This is a genomic window from Pseudomonas bohemica (assembly GCF_002934685.1).
Lineage (GTDB): Bacteria > Pseudomonadota > Gammaproteobacteria > Pseudomonadales > Pseudomonadaceae > Aquipseudomonas > Aquipseudomonas bohemica.
In genome coordinates this window covers 25898-47054 of the sequence record NZ_NKHL01000117.1, presented here as the reverse complement: position 1 = coordinate 47054, position 21157 = coordinate 25898, and the positions used below count along the sequence as shown (strand labels likewise).

Annotated in this window: 21 protein-coding genes, 2 tRNA genes and 1 pseudogene; 21 read left to right on the top strand and 3 right to left on the bottom strand. The window is 58.0% G+C overall.

The window, feature by feature from the left end:
• The first annotated feature begins 139 nt into the window (after positions 1-139).
• The 5 genes from mutY (at position 140) to CE491_RS22010 (ending at position 3037) form a co-directional block, all read left to right on the top strand.
• Positions 140-1207 carry an A/G-specific adenine glycosylase gene (gene mutY, locus CE491_RS22030; protein ID WP_110950457.1) on the top strand — a complete coding sequence of 356 codons (1068 nt, stop codon included), beginning with the start codon at positions 140-142 and terminating at the stop codon, positions 1205-1207.
• The gene (locus CE491_RS22025; RefSeq protein WP_081563613.1) at positions 1204-1476 is read left to right on the top strand and encodes an oxidative damage protection protein; all 273 of its coding nucleotides are present in this window, start codon (positions 1204-1206) and stop codon (positions 1474-1476) included. Before mutY ends, CE491_RS22025 begins: the two co-directional genes overlap by 4 nt.
• A 102-nt stretch (positions 1477-1578) precedes the next feature.
• Positions 1579-1654 (top strand) — tRNA-Phe (locus CE491_RS22020).
• 158 nt (positions 1655-1812) lie between these two features.
• Positions 1813-2304 (top strand): hypothetical protein, encoded by a 492-nt coding sequence (locus tag CE491_RS22015; RefSeq protein WP_110950456.1) that lies wholly within the window; start codon positions 1813-1815, stop codon positions 2302-2304.
• A gap of 91 nt (positions 2305-2395) precedes the next feature.
• Positions 2396-3037, top strand: a complete 642-nt coding sequence (locus CE491_RS22010) for a cytochrome b (protein ID WP_234407654.1) — start codon at positions 2396-2398, stop codon at positions 3035-3037.
• Here the strand turns inward: CE491_RS22010 and gabP are convergent.
• A complete protein-coding gene (gene gabP / locus CE491_RS22005; protein ID WP_110950455.1) occupies positions 3030-4421 on the bottom strand; it encodes a GABA permease in 1392 nt (463 codons plus the stop codon). The two genes, CE491_RS22010 and gabP, sit on opposite strands and share 8 nt — an antisense overlap.
• A gap of 421 nt (positions 4422-4842) precedes the next feature.
• On the opposite strand from gabP, the gene CE491_RS22000 reads away from it, so the two are divergent.
• From CE491_RS22000 to CE491_RS21955, 11 genes are all read left to right on the top strand, one after another.
• Entirely contained in the window at positions 4843-5616 is a 774-nt protein-coding gene (locus CE491_RS22000; RefSeq protein WP_110950454.1) for an ABC transporter ATP-binding protein, read from the top strand.
• Between the two features lie 13 nt (positions 5617-5629).
• Positions 5630-6394, top strand: a complete 765-nt coding sequence (locus CE491_RS21995; RefSeq protein WP_110950453.1) for an ABC transporter substrate-binding protein — start codon at positions 5630-5632, stop codon at positions 6392-6394.
• 54 nt (positions 6395-6448) lie between these two features.
• Positions 6449-7144, top strand: coding sequence for an ABC transporter permease (locus tag CE491_RS21990; RefSeq protein WP_110950452.1), 696 nt, complete (start codon positions 6449-6451; stop codon positions 7142-7144).
• Positions 7141-7830, top strand: a complete 690-nt coding sequence (locus CE491_RS21985) for an ABC transporter permease (protein ID WP_110950451.1) — start codon at positions 7141-7143, stop codon at positions 7828-7830. Before CE491_RS21990 ends, CE491_RS21985 begins: the two co-directional genes overlap by 4 nt.
• A gap of 134 nt (positions 7831-7964) precedes the next feature.
• Entirely contained in the window at positions 7965-9170 is a 1206-nt protein-coding gene (locus CE491_RS21980; RefSeq protein WP_110950450.1) for a methyltransferase, read from the top strand.
• A 295-nt stretch (positions 9171-9465) separates the two neighbouring features.
• Positions 9466-9541 (top strand) — tRNA-Thr (locus CE491_RS21975).
• A 110-nt stretch (positions 9542-9651) separates the two neighbouring features.
• A complete protein-coding gene (locus tag CE491_RS21970; RefSeq protein ID WP_110950449.1) occupies positions 9652-10464 on the top strand; it encodes a hypothetical protein in 813 nt (270 codons plus the stop codon).
• An 855-nt stretch (positions 10465-11319) separates the two neighbouring features.
• Positions 11320-12036 carry an antA/AntB antirepressor family protein gene (locus CE491_RS21965; RefSeq protein ID WP_199885215.1) on the top strand — a complete coding sequence of 239 codons (717 nt, stop codon included), beginning with the start codon at positions 11320-11322 and terminating at the stop codon, positions 12034-12036.
• A gap of 309 nt (positions 12037-12345) precedes the next feature.
• The gene (locus CE491_RS30390; protein WP_199885214.1) at positions 12346-12504 is read left to right on the top strand and encodes a hypothetical protein; all 159 of its coding nucleotides are present in this window, start codon (positions 12346-12348) and stop codon (positions 12502-12504) included.
• Entirely contained in the window at positions 12501-12707 is a 207-nt protein-coding gene (locus CE491_RS21960; protein WP_110950447.1) for a hypothetical protein, read from the top strand. Before CE491_RS30390 ends, CE491_RS21960 begins: the two co-directional genes overlap by 4 nt.
• 325 nt (positions 12708-13032) lie before the next feature.
• A complete protein-coding gene (locus CE491_RS21955; protein ID WP_110950446.1) occupies positions 13033-14385 on the top strand; it encodes a Fic family protein in 1353 nt (450 codons plus the stop codon).
• A 364-nt stretch (positions 14386-14749) separates the two neighbouring features.
• On the opposite strand, the gene CE491_RS21950 is transcribed toward CE491_RS21955, so the two are convergent.
• The gene (locus CE491_RS21950; protein ID WP_110950445.1) at positions 14750-15823 is read right to left on the bottom strand and encodes a phage portal protein; all 1074 of its coding nucleotides are present in this window, start codon (positions 15821-15823) and stop codon (positions 14750-14752) included.
• Positions 15823-17583: a terminase ATPase subunit family protein gene (locus CE491_RS21945; RefSeq protein ID WP_110950444.1), complete on the bottom strand. Its 1761-nt coding sequence runs from the start codon at positions 17581-17583 to the stop codon at positions 15823-15825. Before CE491_RS21945 ends, CE491_RS21950 begins: the two co-directional genes overlap by 1 nt.
• A 155-nt stretch (positions 17584-17738) precedes the next feature.
• Between CE491_RS21945 and CE491_RS21940 the strand changes: the two are divergent.
• From CE491_RS21940 to CE491_RS21920, 5 genes and pseudogenes are all read left to right on the top strand, one after another.
• Positions 17739-18604, top strand: a pseudogene (locus tag CE491_RS21940) (GPO family capsid scaffolding protein).
• 37 nt (positions 18605-18641) lie between these two features.
• Entirely contained in the window at positions 18642-19646 is a 1005-nt protein-coding gene (locus CE491_RS21935) for a phage major capsid protein, P2 family (protein ID WP_110950443.1), read from the top strand.
• Between the two features lie 2 nt (positions 19647-19648).
• Complete coding sequence (locus tag CE491_RS21930) at positions 19649-20353, top strand: phage terminase small subunit (protein ID WP_110950442.1); 705 nt, start codon at positions 19649-19651, stop codon at positions 20351-20353.
• Positions 20354-20452: 99 nt separating this feature from the next.
• On the top strand, positions 20453-20920 hold the full coding sequence (locus tag CE491_RS21925) for a head completion/stabilization protein (protein ID WP_110950441.1): 468 nt from the start codon (positions 20453-20455) through the stop codon (positions 20918-20920).
• Positions 20920-21132: a tail protein X gene (locus tag CE491_RS21920; protein ID WP_110950440.1), complete on the top strand. Its 213-nt coding sequence runs from the start codon at positions 20920-20922 to the stop codon at positions 21130-21132. Before CE491_RS21925 ends, CE491_RS21920 begins: the two co-directional genes overlap by 1 nt.
• The last annotated feature ends 25 nt before the right edge of the window (positions 21133-21157 follow it).

Genomic DNA, 21157 nt, shown 5'->3' with positions numbered 1-21157 from the left:
GCTTGCGCACGCAGGTTACGGCGCTGGCGAAAGCGGTTCTTCAGACACTCCGCCTTCGCCAGCGTCGTAACTTGCGCAAGCTCCCACAGGGATCGGGGCAACCCTCCCTTAAACTTTTCCCTGCCCCCCCGGAACCACGATGCAACCCGAGCAGTTCTCCTCCGCCGTCCTCGACTGGTACGACCGTCACGGCCGCCACGATCTTCCCTGGCAACACGACATCACGCCCTATCGCGTCTGGGTGTCGGAAATCATGCTGCAACAAACCCAGGTCGGCACCGTCCTGGGCTACTTCGATCGCTTCATGGAAGCCCTGCCCACGGTTCAAGCCCTGGCCGACGCGCCCGAAGACGAAGTGCTGCATCTGTGGACCGGGCTGGGCTATTACACCCGCGCCCGCAATCTGCAGAAAGCGGCGAAGATCGTCGTCGCCGAGCATGGCGGCCAATTCCCTCGCGATGTAGAGAAGCTCACTGAATTGCCCGGCATCGGCCAATCCACCGCGGGCGCGATCGCCAGCATCAGCATGGGCCTGCGTGCGCCGATCCTCGACGGCAACGTCAAACGCGTTCTGGCGCGCTTTACCGCTCAAGAGGGCTACCCGGGTGAGCCGAAGGTCGCCAAACAGATGTGGGCGACCGCAGAACGCTTCACGCCGCATAGCCGGGTCAACCACTACACTCAAGCGATGATGGACCTGGGCGCCACCCTCTGCACCCGCAGCAGGCCCAGCTGCCTGCTGTGCCCGCTGGAACGTGGCTGCGAAGCGCACATGCTCGGCCAGGAAACCCGTTATCCGATTCCAAAGCCACGCAAGACGGTCCCGCAGAAACGCACCCTGATGCCGATCTTCGCCAACCACCAAGGCGAGATTCTGCTGTACCGTCGTCCTTCGACCGGTTTGTGGGGCGGGCTATGGAGCCTCCCGCAGCTGGACGAATTCGGCGACATGCAGCATCTGGCCGATCAACATGCGCTGAAGTTGGGTGAGCATCAGGCCATGCCCGAACTGGTCCACACCTTCAGCCACTTTCAGTTGACCATCGAGCCGTGGCTGGTCCGGGTCCAGGAGTCCGTCCATCACGTGGCCGAGGACGACTGGCTCTGGTATAACCTCGCCACCCCGCCGCGCTTGGGCCTCGCTGCCCCGGTGAAGAAGCTGCTGAAGAACGCAGCCGACGTATTGAATGCAGGAGAGTCGTCATGACCCGCACCGTAATGTGCCGCAAGTACAAAGAAGAACTGCCAGGCCTGGAGCGCCCACCGTATCCCGGCGCCAAGGGCGAGGACATCTACAACCACGTCTCGCAGAAAGCCTGGGCCGACTGGCAGAAACACCAAACCCTGCTCATCAACGAGCGTCGCTTGAACATGATGAACGCCGAAGACCGCAAGTTCCTGCAGGCCGAGATGGACAAGTACCTCTCGGGCGAAGAATACGCCAAGGCCGAAGGCTACGTTCCGCCGTCCGAATAACTCTTTGCAGACGGTGTTAGTCGTAAGCGGAGGAAATAATTCAAATTTTTTTCAACAACACGCTTGACGACCTCCTGAAAAACACGTCTAATGCGCCCCGTTGCCCAGATAGCTCAGTCGGTAGAGCAGGGGATTGAAAATCCCCGTGTCGGCGGTTCGATTCCGTCTCTGGGCACCACTAATACCGAGAAACCCCTGAATTGAAAGATTCAGGGGTTTTTTATTGGGCGCGATTTTTCGGAGCAATCTTTGCCCGGCCACCCTTGGTAAATCCCGGCGGCTGCGATTCAATAGCTGCCCGCAACACCACCCTCGCCTACAAAAGGACCGACCCGCATGGCCTCTGCAGACAAACAGCAAAAACGTGCCCAGCGCGCCAAAGCCAAGGCCAAGCAGAACCGTTCGGGCAAGGGCAAGCCGAGCGCGGTGCATCCGGTGCTCAATCACCCGTTCGTCAATGAGCCGTTTGACGACGTCGCGATTGATCTGAGCACCTTCGACTTCAAGGACATCATGGAGAACGGTTTCGAGCCCGCCGACTACGATGACCTGTTCGAGGCGATGAAAAAAGCTGAAGCCATCAGCCTGCTGGCGATGTGCGTGGTCTTCCTGCAGTACCCGGTGCTGGAACTGGTGATTGCAGAGGAAGAAGAAGACCCGGCCACGGATTTCCTGATGGCCTTGCTCATCACCTATCGCGGCATCTTCCATGATGAAGAAGAAGACGTAACCGTTGAGTGGCTTGGCAGCGACACGTTCCAGGATGCCTACAACGAGGCCTCGGACATCCTGCAAAGGAAGAACGCCCGAGACGCAGGTCGCCGGTAATACGCCAGTTTTAATTTGCATGACCCTGGTCAAGACGGTAGCTTTGCGCCACCACGAGAATGCAACTCCTTCTCAATAAAGGCTGGCCGTTTTGACACATCTCTCTACTCCTTCGTCCGCAGCCTCAGCGCATGAAGCGAGCGCTTATTCCAAACCCCGAATTCTCCTGCACTGGCTGTCCGCCGCTGTCATCCTCTGGGCAACGTTGAGCGGCTTCGGAGTGGCGCTACTGGACTCGAACGATCCTTTCCGCCAATGGGTCGAGTTGTTCAACCCCCAACTCACCAGCCTATTCATCCCCTTCTTCGCCTGGCGCCTGTGGCTAGCGATCAAGAACCGCCCTCAGCGCACGCATCGCAACGCGCAAGACCGGCTCGCCAGCGCGGCACACAAGGCGATCTACGCTGCCGTTTCAGGCGTTTTGATTACCGGCGTGTTGATGATGAGTCATCCGGTCATGCTTCTGGCGCTTGTGCCGCTGCCACAGCTTTCATTCGAAAGTCGCGCTGCTGGAATTGCACGAACTGCATCACGTCCTCTGCACGATTTTGGCGGGATTGGTGGCGCTGCATCTGGCGGCGGTGGTGATGCACCAGATGCGCGGGAACTCAGTGCTGGGAAGGATGCGCTAGCATCATTGCCTATCCTCAGAAGCAAAAAAACGGCCACCATCACTCCTGATGGCAGCCGCCTTTTTTCACCGGCAAAGCCGACTCAATCGCCCATCAATTGAGCACAACCTTTCCCGCTTTCGACGTCTTGCGGCGGCTCGACACGATCAAGCCCGCGGCCACGACCAGAATGCTCAGCAGGCCGGTGGCGATGATCTCCATGCGGTGGCCTTCCTGGAACAGCATGATGGTCAGTACCGCGACGATGAACACGATCACCGCCCAGGTCAGGCCCGGGAACAGCCACATGCGGAAGTCGATGGACTGGCCTTCGGCTTCACGCTTGCGGCGCATGCGCAGTTGCGAGACAGCGATCACCAGGTACACCAACAGGGCAATGGCACCGGAGCTGGCGAGCAGGAAGTCGAACACCGCAGCCGGCGCGACGTAGTTGGCGAACACGGCAGCGAATGCCGCCGCGGTCGACAGCAGCACGGCCCAGTACGGCGTGCCGGCCTTGCTGGTGCGTTGCGAAACAGCAGGTGCGTCGCCGCGTTTGCCGAGGGAGAACAGCATGCGCGAAGCGGTGTAGAGCGCCGAGTTCAAGCAGCTGGTCACGGCGACCAGAACCACCAGATCGACAATCAGCTTGGCGTTGGGAATACCCATCAGGTCGAGCACGGTCTGATACGAACCGACGTCAGCCAGACGACTGTCATTCCACGGCACCAGCGCCACGACCAGGAAGATCGACACCAGATAGAACAGGCAGATCCGCCAGATCACCGAATTGGTGGCCTTGGTGATTTGCTGACCCGGGTTCTTCGATTCCGCCGCCGCGATGGTGACGATCTCGGTGCCCATGAACGAGAACATGGTGGTCAACATCGCTGCCAGCACCGCGCCCATGCCGTTCGGCAGGAAGCCTTGCGTGTCGTACAGGTGGCTGACACCACTGACCTGGCTGCCTGGCAGCAGGCCGAACACCGCCGCGATCCCCAGGATCACGAAGCCGATGATGGCCAGAACCTTGATCAATGCGAACCAGAATTCGAATTCCCCGTAGTTTTTGACGCTGAACAAGTTGGTGGCGGTCAGCAGCAAGGTAATGACCAGCGTGAAGGCCCAGATCGCGACATTCGGGAACCACGCATGCAGGATCGTCGCGGCAGCATTGGCTTCCAGCGGAATTACCAACACCCAGAACCACCAGTACAGCCAGCCGATCGTAAAGCCGGCCCAGTGACCGATCGCGCGATCAGCGTAAGTCGAGAAAGAGCCGGTGTCCGGCGAGGCAACCGCCATTTCGGCCAACATGCGCATCACGAGAACCACCAGCGTACCGGCCGCAGCATAGGCCAACAGAACCGCTGGACCCGCTTCGGCGATGGCATGGCCGGAACCGACGAAAAGGCCGGCGCCGATCACACCCGCGATGGAAAGCATCGTGATGTGCCGGGATTTGAGCCCTTGATCGAGGTTTGAAGAGTTTGGGGTACTGCTCATGTAAGCAACCTTTAAGGATTTTTATACGGATCAGGACGTTTTGCGACCATTCGTAAAAAGATCGCAACAGTCCTGTTATTTATTTTTTACGCAAGAATTACGCCAGAATATTTCAAAAGCGACGTCGTGCGCGGATATGCCCGTTGCAGAAGCGTTCGGTAAGTGGTTGATAGAAAATGGCGTTTTGCCATTTCTTTAGGAAATGTTACCGAGCGCAACAGGATAGAGACGTTTGGTCGCACCGAAAATACACGCATGCGACCGATTAGCACCAAATAGGGGCGTTTAATCGACCTTTGATCGATTTACTGGCCGAAATACCCTTCCACACGGCGTTTAAAGCTGGCACCATCGCGCCCTTTTTGCGTAGGCCGGCTCGATTATCCGGCCCCGTGAACACACCGAACACATGAGGTCCCACATGGCCGAGGCGACGCCCGCCCTGGAAATCCGCAATTTGCATAAACGCTACGGTCAGCTCGAGGTGCTTAAAGGCATCTCGCTGAGCGCACGGGATGGCGATGTGATTTCGATTCTGGGCTCATCCGGCTCCGGCAAATCCACGCTGCTGCGTTGCATCAACCTGCTGGAGAATCAGCACGAAGGTGAAATTCTGGTGGCGGGCGAAGCGCTTAAACTCAAAGCCACGCGCAAAGGTGAACTGATCGCTGCCGACAATCGTCAGATCAATCGCCTGCGCAGCGAAATCGGTTTCGTCTTTCAGAACTTCAATCTGTGGCCGCACATGAGCGTGCTCGATAACATCATAGAGGCGCCGCGCCGCGTGTTGGGTCAGAGCAAGGCCGAAGCGATCGAAGTTGCAGAAGCGCTGCTGGCCAAGGTTGGCATTGCCGATAAACGCCACGTCTATCCGGCGCAGCTTTCCGGTGGTCAGCAACAGCGAGCCGCCATCGCTCGCACGCTGGCGATGCAACCCAAGGTCATTCTGTTCGATGAGCCGACCTCGGCGCTGGACCCGGAGATGGTGCAGGAAGTGCTTAACGTGATTCGTGGTCTGGCAGAAGAAGGCCGAACCATGCTGATGGTGACCCACGAAATGAATTTCGCTCGGCAGGTATCCAGTGAAGTGGTGTTCCTGCATCAAGGGTTGGTAGAAGAACAAGGATCGCCGCAGCAGGTCTTCGATGACCCGCAATCGGCGCGCTGCAAACAATTCATGTCCAGCAATCGCTAACGGAGCAACATCGATGCAGACCCTGAAAAAAATTCTGTTGGCCGCTGCCGCCACTCTGATCATGGCCACCAGCGCTTTTGCTGAAGACACTCTGAAGATGGGCATCGAAGGCGCTTATCCGCCGTTCAACAACAAGGACGCCAGCGGACAGGTCGTGGGCTTCGATGTCGAAATCGGCAACGCCTTGTGCGCCAAGATGAAAGTCACCTGCGAAGTGGTCACCTCCGATTGGGACGGCATCATCCCGGCGCTGAACGCGCAGAAGTTCGACTTCATCATCTCGTCGATGTCGATTACCGAAGAACGCAAGCAGGCCGTGGACTTCACCAACCCGTACTACTCGAACAAGCTGCAGTTCATCGCGCCGAAATCGACCAATCTGACGGGCGACGCCGAAGCCATCAAGCAAACCCTCAAAGGCAAAACCATCGGCGCCCAGCGTGCGACCCTGTCCGGCACCTGGCTGGAAGACAACTGGGGCGATGACGTCACCGTCAAGCTGTATGACTCGCAGGAAAACGCCTTTCTGGACCTCACTTCCGGTCGCCTCGATGCAGTGCTCGGCGACAAATACGCCAGCTACGAATGGCTGAAAAGCGAGGCCGGCAAGAACTTCGAATTCAAGGGCGAGCCGATGTTCGGCGATGACAAGATCGGCATTGCCGTGCGCAAGGACGATCCGCTTCGCGAGAAGCTGAACGCCGCACTCAAGGAAATCATCGAAGACGGCACCTACAAGAAGATCAACGACAAGTACTTCCCGTTCAGCATCCTCTGACCGGCAACGCCGCCTGCTCACGCGGGCGGCGTCTGTCCTCTATCAAGCAAAGCCATGAACCTCGATCTCCAAGGATTCGGCCCGGCCCTCGCTGCCGGCATGCTGATGACGATTCAACTCGCGCTGTCTGCCCTGTGTCTCGGGCTCGTCCTGGGCTTGCTCGGCGCGCTGGCCAAGACTTCGCCGAACCGCGCGCTGAAATGGCTTGGCGGCACCTATTCGACGCTGGTGCGTGGCATTCCAGAATTGCTGTGGGTGCTGCTGATCTACTTCGGCACCGTCAGTTCGATGCGCGCCATCGGGCATTTTTTCGGCATCCCCAATCTCTCGCTCAGTGCTTTCGCGGCGGGTGTGATTGCGCTGGGCCTGTGCTTCGGTGCCTATGCCACCGAAGTGTTTCGCGGCGCCATGCTGGCGATTCCCAAAGGCCACCGCGAAGCCGGCCTGGCGCTGGGGCTGTCGCGCTCGCGAATCTTCATCAAACTGGTCATGCCGCAGATGTGGCGCATCGCGCTGCCGGGGCTCGGCAATCTGTTCATGATCCTGATGAAAGACACCGCGCTGGTGTCGGTAATCGGCCTTGAGGAAGTCATGCGCCACGCACAGATCGCCGTCACGACCACCAAACAGCCGTTCACCTTCTATATGGTCGCTGCATTCATGTATCTGGGCATGACTGCGCTGTCGATGATCGGCCTGGCGTGGCTTGAGCGGCGTGCATCGGTTGGCTTCGTGAGGAGTGCGTCGTGAGCTGGGAATTCATCCTCAAATGGCTGCCAAAACTGCTGCAGGGCGCGACTCTGACGCTGGAACTGGTCGCTATCGCCGTCGTGGCCGGCCTGATACTGGCGATCCCCATGGGCATCGCGCGGGCATCACGTAACCCTTACGTGCGCGCCCTGCCCTACGCCTACATTTTCTTCTTCCGGGGCACGCCGCTGCTGGTGCAGCTGTTTCTGGTCTATTACGGGCTGGCGCAGTTCGACGCGATAACCCAAAGCGCGCTGTGGCCCTACCTGCGCGAGCCGTTCTTCTGCGCAGCGTTGACCATGACCCTGCACACCACCGCTTACATTGCCGAGATCCTGCGCGGCGCGATTCAGGCCGTGCCCGTGGGCGAAGTCGAGGCCGGCCGTGCACTGGGCATGTCCAGGGGCAAGGCGCTGCTCTACATCATCCTGCCCCGCGCCGCCCGCATCGGCCTGCCCGCCTACAGCAACGAAGTGATCCTGATGCTCAAGGCCAGCGCCCTGGCGAGCACCGTAACCCTGCTCGACATCACCGGCATGGCCCGCACCATCAACGCCCGCACCTACATGCCCGAGCAGACGTTCTTCATCGCCGGGATCATCTATCTGGTGATGTCCTTCGCGCTGGTTCAGGGCTTCAAACTGCTGGAGCGGTATTTGCGGGTGGACGCCAGTCAGGGGCGCTGAATACAGGTCCGCGTGGCCCGGCACCACTCCGTGGCCGGGCCAGGCCCCCGAGGGGCTGAGCCTGCACACGAATACTGCCGCCCGAACAGCAAAGCCCGTAAGCTTCACCCACACTCAACACCGCTACCCAGCCAATGCCTCAGCATTTTGACGACCTCCGCTCCCGCTTCCTCGCGCTCGATGCCTTCCTGCTCGCGCACCAACACCTGTGGCGGCCGAAACCCTTCACCCATCGCCAACTGCCGTGGGAAGCGCAACACCCGGAGTTATCGACATGGCTACGCCAGCGCTCGCTGGAACAGGCCGAATCGGCTCACAACCATCCCGAACAGCTCGCTGCCCCCACGCCGTTCGCTGAAATCGCCAGGCATTCAAAGGCACTGAGCGAAATCGACGCCCTGCCGACCCACGCCCTCAACGCCATCTCATCGCGCATGAGCGTCGACGTGCCCGGCCGTAAGTGGCAACAAATCGAAGCCTTCGCCAGCAGCCTGAGTTTTCGAAGTACGCCAACGCACTGGTTGGACTGGTGCTCCGGCAAAGGTCACCTCGGCAGACGCCTGGCCCATGACGGCCAAACCCTGACGTGCCTCGAATACGACGAGCAGCTAGTCGAAGCGGGCACTCACCTCAGCGCCAGGCTGGGCATTCAGGCGACTCACCTGCGCCAGGACGTCATGGCCGACGACGCCGCACTCCGCCTGAAGTTGCACCACACCCCCGTTGCGCTCCATGCCTGCGGCGACCTCCACGTACGCCTTATGCAACTGGCCAGCGACGCGCGCTGCACCCACATGGCCATCGCCCCGTGCTGCTACAACCGCATCGCCAGCGATCACTACCAAGCGCTGTCCACCGAAGGCCAGGCATCGGCGCTCGAACTGTCCCTCGACGACCTTGGCCTGCCGCTCAGCGAAACCGTCACCGCAGGCGCTCGCGTGCGCCGCCACCGCGACACCTCCATGGCCCGCCGTCTGGCGTTCGACCTGCTACAACGCCAACTGCGCGGCATCGACGAATACCTCCCAACCCCCTCGCTGCCCAGCGCCTGGCTCGACAAACCCTTCGCCGACTACTGCCGCGACCTCGCCGACCTCAAACAACTGCCCGCCCCGGTTGATCAGAACTGGCTCATGTTGGAGGCCGCCGGCTGGCAACGCCTGGCCGAAGTCCGCAACCTCGAACTCGTGCGCAACCTCTTCCGCCGCCCCCTCGAACTCTGGCTCATCCTCGATCGCGCACTCTATCTGCAACAGCGCGATTACCACGTACGCGTCGGCACCTTCTGCGACAGCCACGTCACACCGAGAAATCTGCTCATCCTCGCTGAACGGAAATGACCCACGTTCCACGTGCTGTCCTGTGGATAACTCTGTTGACGAAAATCCTGCGAACCCATGAAAAACCTGCGTTGCGCAAGATTTACTCAGTTGGTCATTTTTTACACAGTCGTTAAATTTTCGAAAAAACAGTAGCTTGCGAACGAATGAGAATAATTCCACAAAGCCACCTCTGTGCCTTCCTCATTGGGTCCGCTTGTGAATAAGGCTAATTGCCTTGAGTCATAAAGACGGTAAAAAAACTGAATTAGGGCTTTACTCAACTGACCAAATCCCTATAATCAGCGCCCACAACGCCGGTATAGCTCAGTTGGTAGAGCAACTGACTTGTAATCAGTAGGTCCCGGGTTCGACTCCTGGTGCCGGCACCATATAAATCAAAGGCTTGCAGCGATGCAGGCCTTTGTTTTTTGCGTGGAACGTAACAACGGACGTAACAAGCCCTCAAATTTGGGCATTAGCAGCTTACGAGGGACCGTCTGTGCCGTGGATTGACGATGCGCTGCGTGTTTTAGGGCTGAACTGGCTCAACGGTTTAATTGCCATCGCAAGCTTCTTTTTTGCATTTTTGTCGTATGTCTGGACCCGTCGACGCACTAAGTTGGCCTACGTATATGTAGGCGAACATCTGCTGGGCAGCGCCTCAGATACGCTTCCGCCTGCGATAGTCGTTCAGTACAACGGCATCAGCATTCCTAGGCTGACCAAAACTGTGGTCGTAATTTGGAACGATGGCGAAAACCCCATCACCGCAGACAACTTGGTCGCCAGCGATCCGCTGCGGCTGGAGATCGGTGGAGAGGGAGAAATACTGTCAGTAGCAATTTTAAAGAAGACTCGTGAGGTCACGAATTTCAGGTTGGCCGACTCGGCCCCCCAGCTTTCAAAACAAGCGTCGCTTACGTTCGACTTTCTAGACGCGAAAGACGGTGCGGTAGTGGAAATTTTGCACACTAGTACCGAACGGAAACCCCGGTTGCTAGGTACGCTGATCGGCCTTCCCAAAGGTTTTACCAATCTGGGCCAGTTCACCAGACCTAAGGCTAAACGGAAGTCGAAAAACAAAGTTGTTGCGAAACTGAGCGCCTGGGTTTTCTCGCCGCTATTTGTAGCCTTCATCGGTTTTCTGATGGCGATCTATGGCCCTCGTCCCGCCTTCCTCTTCGACCTTCCGGAGTCTTCGCTCTCCGCCATGGTGGGCGTTGTCTGCGGCTTTTTAATCACTTGGGCTTTCCACAGTTGGACATCTCGTCGGAGGTATCCAAAGAACCTCGATCTTGAAGCATTAGAGTGATGCAGCTGCAAGAGACTCAGCGATTGCGGCTGTATGTGTAATGACTCACCAATGAGGATGTGAGCCTGCTAATGCTCTCCCGAGTGCCCAGCTGCCATTTTATGTTGACCCGTGGGAATGAGGTTAGAAAAGGCAGGTTTGGATTGTCGCCTCTGGAAGCCACGGATTTAAAGGGCTGTAGAGTTTCGATATGGGTTAGTTTTATAGACAGGAGAAGTTAGGAACTAACCTTTTCTAACTGTTAGAAACCATGAATAAAATATCCTTATAAATCAATAGCCTAACCACTACACCCCATTTCTCCTAACCCTATTCTAACCTCGCAAAATCAGCGTCTACCCCCCGTCGTTATTGGGTTTGGCCTCTTGCGCAAGGCCTCAAATAAAAACTAACCCTTTTCCCGTGGCTGAACCTAGAAACAGCCCCCAGAGATAGCGCCTACAGGGCGTTCCAAAATAGGGGGGCGTGCAGGGATCTGCGGGGTTTTCTAAGCTCCTATTCGCGCAGGAGAAGCCCGGCGCGGGCTGTGGGGAGAGGTCTGCAGGTGCGCAGAAAACTAGACCTATTTAGCCCGCAGGCGTGGCGGGGGGACGACGGCGCGCGCCAGGTGCAGCTCACCTTGCCGGCTCTTGGACGCCCTGCTTTGGGGCGCGAAATTGCACCACCAAAGTGCCCCTCGACGCAGCCCGCTACCAGCAGCGCGCCCCCACGCCCAGAGCCCCGCGTCAATGGAACCGTCACCTTGATGGTGACGGTCGCTAACAGCAGCCAAAGGCCACGCATTGCCTCGCCTGGACCTTTCGGCCAGCGATGCACCAGATCTATAGTGGGAGGCCCTTTCAGCACGGACTAAGCATGAGCCTCACCACCCTGATCACCAGCGCAGATCCCTTCTCGTCCGCAACAAGTCCCTTGCGTTGTAGCGCTCGTAACCTGCATGCGTTCCTGCAGGTTGGCCGCCGCTTCAATGGCTGGATCAATGGCCGGATCGACGCTTACGGGTTCGAGGAGGGAGAGGACTTTTTCGTCCACACCTCGCAAAGGGAGCGCTTTGATAACCCCGATCGGGGCAATCAAACATCCGGCGACAAGACGAGCTTTGGTCTCCCCAATCGGGGAGACCAAACTTTGACGGGGCTGGGACATATCCCAGCCCAAAGAATGGGGGCTACGGATCTGACCTCGCAGAGAGGCGGTGACCGGCGATCCATTGACTACCTCCTCACCCTGGACATGGCTAAAGAGCTAGCCATGATCGAGAACAGCGAGATCGGCCGCCAGGTTCGCCGCTATTTCATCGAGCGGGAAAAGCAGCTCGTCACCATGCTGGAAGAGCGCGCGGCGCGGATTCTCCCGCTGCCAGGCGTAATGCGCAGCGCGCGGGACGGCATCAACTTCAAGCAGCTGCTGATCCTTCAGGAGCAGGCGCACCACTTTGAGAAGTCGCTGGACGCTGCGTCGGGCAGCTTTGAACGCCAGGGCTTATACAGCCGGCTGCGCCAGGTGAACGACGCCCTGGGCCTGCCAACCCCGCCGCTAGAGCCGAGTCCGGAGGCTATCCAGCGAGGCTGACACCTCCCATCACCATGCGACTGCATGTACGCGGATAGTTGTTTATCCGCATACGGAAGAGTAGAGTTCGCCCGTCGCTGCCAATTCAGCGACCGGGCTTGGTAACCCGACGAATTCAAGGCGCAACAGCGCCCAGATCACGACTGCGAGCGCTTTTTTTACGCTCTCAGTCCCGTGTTATGGCGGCTGTGTGTGGGAGGTCTTCGGGCCTGCCGGGTTCCTTGATTCCCGGTTTACCAACCCGCGCACAGCTGCCACCCATTCGCTTGGTAACGAACGTGGCAGCTCCTCAAATCAAGGAGTTTCACGATGACCGCCCTCATTTCGTCCAAAATCCGCGCACTTGCCCATCGCCGCATGGCTCTCGCCGCGCTGCACGCTGACTCCTCGCTGTCCACCCGCCTCAAGCGCTACAACCATCACATGCTGCAGGTGCGCGTTCTCGAGACGCATGGCGGTGCCCAATGAGAAAGCCCTACGGCCTCACTGAAGACGATCTGTTCGATCTGGAACGGGCGCGGGACTCGCTTGCCTTGGTGCATGCACTTGCCCAACAGGCCGATCACCCTGGGCTGTATCAGCAGCAAATGCTGGCAGGCTTTCTCGACGGTATTTGTACTGATCTAAACCGCGTCATTCGAGCCGCTACCGGCAATCAACGCCGCATATGAGGCTGAGGGGACACCGCGATGAATACCCGACTGATGCCCGTTACTTTCCATGGCGATGCCACGCATGGTGCTGGTAGGAAGGCAAAGCCGTGAAATGCTGGGTGTTCCGGACAAACGCCCCGCAGCCGCAATGACCAAGTGACATCAGGGTCGACACTGTAGTACCGCTCCTACCACTAGCGGTAACGGCCGGTTAGCAGCCCCTTGATCTAGGGATTCGGTGGCTCTGTAGGGTTAGTAGAGGCGCCATTTCAAATTATAGAAAAATTGAAATGCGTCAGATGTGGATGTATGCTCCATTTCAAATTTGAGAGAAACTGAAATCATGATCAAGTCACCGCCAAAACCGATCGGGAATCCGTACAGCCGCATCGTCACGGAACACAAAGATCAGATCGGTGCCTATGTAGAAGTGGGTCAGGTCCTAGACAGTCAAGGCAGATATTTGCCTTTCGATAAAATGCGCTTCCGGTTTCCAAAGGAGCTGGATCATGCACTTGCATGGGCAGTCGTAAAATTCGCGAGGAACAAGCAATTAGCCCCAGTGATTAACCTTGGACAGCCACCGCAGGTGTGTAGGTTTCTTTACACCCCAGCAATGCATATCGCAGTATCGGCTTGTGACCAGAATACGACCACCGCAGCGCTAGAATGGATGTGTTCTAAGATTGGAGAGTCGAAGCAGCTGCAGTATTTGCTCAACGATCTGGTTGAAGACGAGGCCATTAGCAGCAGCCAGTTAGAGGGTGCTGCCACAACAACTAAAGTCGCAAAGGAGTTATTGGGCAGAAAGCGTGGCCCTAGAACTCCAGACGAGAAGATGATCATCGGCAATTTCAAGATGATGCAGCATGCTTGGGAGTGCAGGGACAGAGACCTATCGCTAGAACTAATCACCGATTTACATCAAGTAGGTGTAGAAGGTATCGACGACGAAAGATACTATCCGGGTGTATTTCGTAACGATGACAACGTGGTGGTTGAAGATGGTGAAGGTAACATCGTTCATCAGCCACCTCCCGCGGAGCAATTAGAGGCGCGGCTAAGTAAGGTCATTGAATGGGTAAATACAAACCATACAGACATCAACAACCAAAATTATATTCACCCTATGATAAAGGCGATAATTTTGCATTTTATCATTGGCTACGAACACCCCTTCCATGACGGGAACGGACGGGTAGCAAGGTCTCTGTTCTACTGGTATCTGTTTAAGAAAGGTTTTGGCGGTTTCCGGTACATCGCCATCAGTACGTTATTGAAGATAGCGCCTATTAAATATGGGAAAAGCTATCTGTACACCGAAACCGACGAAATGGACTTGACGTATTTTATCGATTACCAATGCCGTGTGATTGCGAGAGCGATTAGGCAATTCAAGAAAAACTATGACAACGCCGTAGCCTCTATCGACGCCTTTAACACGTTCTTGTACGAATCTGGTTTATTTGGGAAATTATCAGAAAAGCAACGGGTCGTTTTTAACGTTGCCAGATCTGGCAACAATAAATTCTTTACCGTTAACAACGTAAAAGAAAATCTAAATTGCGCCTACAATACAGCCTCAACCGTACTGAACGGACTTGTAGATTTGAAGCTGTTTCGCAAAGCTAAGCAAGGCAATGAGTGGGTCTATTCGATGATTGAACCAAAGCAAATTCTACAGAATTGGACATGACGCAAGAAATCAATAAACACATCCGAAGAGGTCTTAAAGTTGTCGGAATTCAATTGGAAAAAATTTCAGTTCATCACTGAGGTTCAAGCTGCACTTATGGCAAATGCAGTAAACATCGCAAGACATGATGAAGAGGGCAGAGAGCGGCATTAATATTCGGGAACGGTCATGCTTATCCACATGGACGATGCCTTTTATGCTGCAGAGCGGATTCCCGAAGGGCTTTCAGCTCATGAGGCAGCGTGTCAGTTTTATGGGGGCTGTAAAGGTGAAAGCTGGCCGCGTTGGGCCCAGCGTTCGTAAGGGTTTAAGACAGGTCCACATAAAGCTGGGCCAGCGTTGAGCTGACCCGTTTTCGTTCGAATTACGGATTGAGCAGGCCGGAGGTGCCTGACGTCTCCTCTAACGGCCGAAAGCGGACCACCTCCTCGCCCAGCCAATCGTTGATCTGCTGCAGGCGGGCCTGAACGGGTTCGAGCTCGTTCATGGCCCAGATCTCGGCAGCTTCCTTGATTGAGCCGAAGCCACCAGCGTTCTGCGGGACGATGCCCATGAGTTGCGGCGGGATACGCAGCGCGGCCAGCATGTCGTCGCGGCTGATGTTCTTGATCGAGGCGAATTCGTCCTTTGCCGCGACCTCGCTGACGGGGATCAGCTGAATGCCGTCTTTCTTGCCGCCAGGCGCGTACATGAACAGATTGCGGAAGTTGCCCGGCCCTTTTGCGGCCTTCAGCGCGCTGCGCAGCGCCGCAACGTCTGTTTCGTTCTGGGCCGTGTCGGTCATGTACATGATGAAACCGGCGTGACTGCCGTTGTTGTAGTATTTGCGTCGAAACAGCGTGGCGGACTCGTTCAGCAGCGCGCTTTGCAGCGCCGGGAGCCACTCTGGAAGGCCGTAAATTTCCTGATTGATATCCGCCTCACGCTGATGAAAAACGGTCCCCGTCTTGAACTCGTGCTCATCGCCCCACCCACGAACCTGGTAATAGGTGTCCAGATCAACGCCGCGCCGCATGTACTTGCCCAACGCAGGCTGCAAGCCGAGCGTGCTTCGCATCATGCTGTCGCGCTTTTCGAGATAGCCGTTGCCGCACCAGAGAAAGTCCAGGGCGAACTGTTCGAACGTCTGCCGTGTCAGCAGCTTGTGGGGGATGAAGGTGCGAGCGAGCATATTGCGCTTGAAGTTCAGCCCCGACTGCAGGAACACGCTGGCCCTGGACGACTTCGCAAGGCCGTCGAGGGACATGGGCGGCTCGTACCATCGACCGTTCAGCCAGCACTCCAGGTAATCCAGTATTCCCCGCTCATCAAGCACGGGCGTGGGATCGCCGAAAGTGAACGCCTCCATCTTGCCGCCGGCCGCAGGCAGCAGATCCCCCTCGATCGGGGGCTGGGTCGCGGCGCTGGTTTGCGTGTTTCTGCTGCGGCGGTTGCTCATCAGTAAATCTCCATGAAGCCAGTATTCGTTGAGGTCTGGCCCTCAAGCGGTTCGTTCTGCAGTGCGTGGAAGAGCGCCCAGGCGAGATCCGCGTGTCCGGTCTCGTCGGTGCGGCCTGCGGTATAGGTGAATTGCCGGCCGCTGGCCGTGATGGTCTTGCGGATCGCCATCAACGACTGCGCCATGTCGGTCCAGCCGGCGTCGAATTCGAGGCGACCTTTGTGAATCACGTCGTATGCCTTGAGCACCAGGCGCGTCTTCACCTCGGGCGAGTAGCTGAACGTGGTGACGTTCGGAAAGAATTGGCGCACCAGCTGGGCCACGCCCGAGCCCATGCCGGTGATGTCGACGCCGATGTAGGTGACCCAGTACCGCAGCGTGACCTGCCGGATCGCTTCGGCCTGCGCCGCGAAATCCATTCCCCGGAACTGATGGCGCTCGAGCACGCGGAATTTACCGCCGGGCACAAGCGGCGGAGCAACAACGACCAGGCCAGAGCTGTCGCCTGTTTCCGCCGGGTCATAGCCCACCCAAACCTGCCGATCGGCAAACGGCCGCAACGCGAATGGCTTGTAGTCCTCGGACCACTCGACCCAACTGTCTACCATGCAGGGCTGCAGGACGTTGAGCGGGAAGATGCTGGCCCCATCGTCGACGAACTGGCACATGAGCAGATTCGCGAACGCATCCGCGTTGTATTCGAGCCGCAGCTCTTCCAGGTCGAAGAGATCGCAGCCGCGCTGTTCGGCGTCCAGGATGGTGACGATCTGACGCCAGATCCGGTCCTCGCACAGCCTGCCCTGCTGCAGCGCGTCGTGGGAAACGTCCAGATTGAGCCGCTGCGCCGCTGGCTTGCCTTTGTTGAACCGCTCACCGGTCCAAAACGTGTACGCCTCATGCGCCATGCTCGATGGCGTTGAAAAGTAGGTGCGTCGGTACTGTTTCTGCATCGCCATGCCGCTGGCGACCTTGTTCAGTTCGTTGAACTTGAACGTCCAGAAGAATTCGTCAAAGTAGAAATTACCATGATAACCCTGAGCGGTTCGGGCGTTCGTGCCGAGGAAATGCAGCTCGGCGCCGTTGGCAAGAATGATCGGATCGCCAGTCAGTTCAACGCCACACACTTCACGCGCAAACCCTTGAATGTAAGCCTTGAAGATGTGCGCCTGGTTCTTCGAAGCCGACAGGAATATCTGATTGCGGCCAGTGACCAGGGCGTCAATGAACGCCTCCCGGGCAAAGTAGTAAGTCGCGCCGATCTGCCGGCTTTTGAGGATTGCCCTGGTGCGTTGATTGCTTGCCCGGTACCAGTCCAATTGATAGCCAAAACAGCCGTCTTTGAACGCCTCGGTCAGCTGCTCGATCTGCTCCTCGCTGAACTCGTTTCGCGCCGCTTTCTTCTTCGGCCCCTCGTTGCGCTTCGCAAGATTCGGATTGAGATCAGTGTCGGTGCCGCCCGCCTTGTAACGCTCAATGCGCGCCTGCCGTTCCAGCTGACGGTGGAGCAGGTCAATTTCCTTGAAGTCACCGCCGGTTTTCCCGTCTTTCAGGATCAGCTGCACCAGGCGCGCTTCCAGAGCCCCGCCGATCCGCTCCACGTTGTCGGCCCGGTCCCACTCGTCGCGCGTCTTCCAGGCGTGAACGGTCTTTTCTTTCTCACCCAACATTTCGGCGATCGCGCAGATCCGCAGGCCGGTCCAGTAAAGGAATTTGGCCTGACGGCGGTTATCGCGGATGGGAGTGGCTTCGGTTGTCGTCATGGCGGCGATGCTGACGCCACGCGCGCGTGAAGGCGTAGTGACGGGCCGTGTAGCGCCCCGGGTTACAACTGGCGCCGATTGCTCATAAAAGCGCCAATGTCGACGATGCACCTCAACGCAACTGCACCCGCAGCAACGCTTTGAGGACCCGCTCGATGAGTAAGAAATTTCGATCCAAATGGTTTCGCGTCGCCGTAGAAGGCGCGACCACCGACGGCCGCCAGATTGAGCGCCAGTGGCTGGTGGACGCCGCCGAGACCTACAACCCCAACACCTACGCAGCACGCGTCTGGATGGAGCACTACCGCAGTGTTCTGCCTGACAGCCCGTTCCGTGCTTACGGCGACGTGCTGGCCGCGAAGACTGAAGAGGTCGACGTCAACGGCGCGAAAAAGCTGGCCCTGTTCGTCCAGATCGAACCTACGCCAGACCTGATCGCCATGAACAAGGCGCGTCAGAAGCTGTACACCAGCATCGAGATCGCACCCAAGTTCGCCGATACCGGTCGCGCTTACCTGGACGGGTTAGCCGTCACCGATTCGCCTGCGAGCCTGGGCACTGAAATGCTGACTTTCAGCGCGCAGAACCCGGACGTATCGCCGCTCAAGGCACGCAAGAGCAAGCCGGACAACCTGTTTTCCGAGCTGCTGGAAGCGAAGCTCGAATTCGACGAGATCGAAGAGACCCCCGGCAGATTCGAAGAGCTGTTCTCACGCATCGCCGAACTGCTCGGCGCGACCAAAGAAAAAGACAAGCCGGTCGAGATCGAGAAGCCCGAAACCGACGACGGGAAGTTTCGAAGCTGAACGACGCCGTGGGTGCGCTTGCCGGCCACGCTGCCGAGCAGTCCCGATTGTTTACCTCGATCGAGGAAGCCCACAGCTCCCTGCAGGGCAGTTTCGACAAGCTCAGCACCGACTTCAACGACCTGATCAAGCGCCTGGGCGAGACCCAGGACCACAGCCAGACGAGCCGTCCACCCGTAGTCGGCGGCGACGGCGCTGTGCTGACTGCCTACTGATCGAACCGCTCACCCAAAGGTTTACCTGGAGAACACCATGCGTAACGAAACACGACTTGCCTTCAACGGCTTCAGCAAGCAGGTGGCACTGCTCAACGCCGTCGCCTCGGCGGCTGAGAAATTCACCGTCACTCCGACGGTGCAACAAACCCTCGAAACCGCCATCCAGGAATCGAGCGATTTCCTGAAACAGATCAACGTCATCGGCGTCGATGAGCAGGAAGGTGAAGCGATCCTGCTGGGCGTGGGCTCGACGATTGCTGGCCGTACCGATACGTCGGTCAAGGCTCGCGATCCGCGCAGCGTTGGCGCGCTGAAGAGCGATACCTACAGCTGCAAGAAAACCGACTTCGACACCTACGTGAAGTATCAACTGCTCGATGCCTGGGCAAAGTTCAAGGATTTCCAGGCACGCTTGTCGGGCGCGATCGTCGGGCAGCAAGCACTCGACCGCATCATGATCGGCTTCAACGGGAAAACCGTTGCCGCTGACACCGACCGCGCCGCCCATCCATTGCTGGAAGATGTAAACATCGGCTGGCTTGAGAAGTACCGCACCAAGGCACCAGAGCGCGTTCTGAGCAGCGGCAAAGTTGCCGGCAAGATCACGATTGGCCCGAACGGCGACTACAAAACCCTCGACGGTTTGGTGTACGACGCGATCCAGTTGCTGGACCCGTGGCACCGCAAGCGTCCAGATCTGGTCGTTTTGGTCGACCGCAACCTGCTGCACTCCAAGTTCCTGGCGAACATCGAAGGCGCAGCAGACAACGAAAACGAGCTGGCTGCAGCCCGCATCCTTGCGAACGGCACGCTAGGCGGTCTGCCCTACGTCGATGCCCCGTTCTTCATTGACGGCGGTGTGTTCGTGACCACCCTCAAGAACCTGTCGATCTACTTCCAGATCGGCGCTCGTCGCCGTATGACTCGCGAAGAACCGGAGCGCGATCGCATCGCGGACTACCAGTCGTCGAACGAGGCTTACGTCGTCGAAGACTTCGGCCTGGGCGCTCTCGTCGAACACATCGAAGAGGCCAAGTAATCATGGGCCTTTCTCTCGCTCAACGTCACCGGCTGCAGGCGCTTGCGTCACAGGAAGCCGCTGCTGCTACGCCGTTGGTATCGATGGCGGGCGGGACGGCCTACGAAATGCAGCTGGCCCAGCTTCTCCAGGATCGTCTGCGCCTCAAGCAGATTCAGTCGAATGAAGGGAAAGCCGCGCTGAAGTTGCAGCTTCTGCCGGCCTATATCCCCTACGTCGACGGTGTGCTGTCCGCCGGCAACGGCGCCCAGGACGAAGTGCTGACGACGATCATGATCTGGCGCGTGGACGCCTCGGATTATGCCGGCGCGCTCCAAATTGCAGCGTATGTGTTGCAGCACAACCTGCTCATGCCTGATCGCTTCGAACGAACCACCGGCTGCCTGATTGCTGAAGAAATCGCGGAAGCGGCCTTGAAGGCACAGAAGACCAACGGAACGTTTGACCTCGCCATCTTGCACCGCGCGATGGAGTTGACCGCAGACCACGACATGCCCGACGAGGCCAGGGCGAAGCTGTACCTCGCTACCGGCCGCGCCACTGTGGCAGGTCTGGACGCGGATAACCCCGGCCAACCCGGGCAGGTAATAGCAGGGATCGAGCTGCTCAAACGGGCCATCGAGCTGAACAGCAGCTGCGGTGGCAAAAAAGACCTGGAAGGCGCCGAGCGCCTTCAGAAAAAGATTGCTCCCCCACCAGGGAGCTGACCGAGCGTACCCCGCAACCCCGGCGGCCCGAGGCTGATCAGCAGGTTCTCTCCTTTCCTTGCTGAGACGCCTCGGCCACCGCCGACTTAGGGCAGAAACATGAGCGGATTCATTGCCACTGGCACAAACACTACTGCCCCGTACCCCATCACGAACGACGGATTCTGGCCGGACATCGATGGCGCCCATGTGCGCGCATCTTTAAGGATCGATGGCAGCGTTACCGACGCGCGTCTTGAGGTAGCGATTGTCAACGCGCTGATTCAAGTCAACGGCGAGTTGAGCGCAGTCAAGAAAGGCTACAAAGCCGAAGGACACGACACGCTGGAAGTGGTACCAGCGGACGAGATCAAGGGCATCAACCTGCTCGTCCACCTCTATCGCCGATCCATCTATTGCAGTGCCGGCGCCGAACTCACCGAGCGGTACCGCAGCTATGACACCTCGACCGAAGGCAACAAAAACGCTGACGAACTGACGCCGTCAGTTGACGAATACCGCCGCGATGCCCGGTTCGCGATTCGCGATCTGCTGGGTGTTCCGCACTCGACAGTGGAGCTCATCTGATGGCGACGACCGTGTATGCCCAACAGCACGACACCGTCGACGCGCTCTGCTGGCGGGTGTACGGCCGCACTGCCGGCGTCACCGAGGCGGTACTGAACGCGAACCCCGGCCTTGCCGATCTGGGCCCCGTCCTGCCGCACGGCACGGCGGTGATCCTCCCAGACGCGGCCCCCCAGGCTCCGGTCCTGCAAATGGTGAATCTATGGGACTGATTCATCACACGACATTCACGGATGA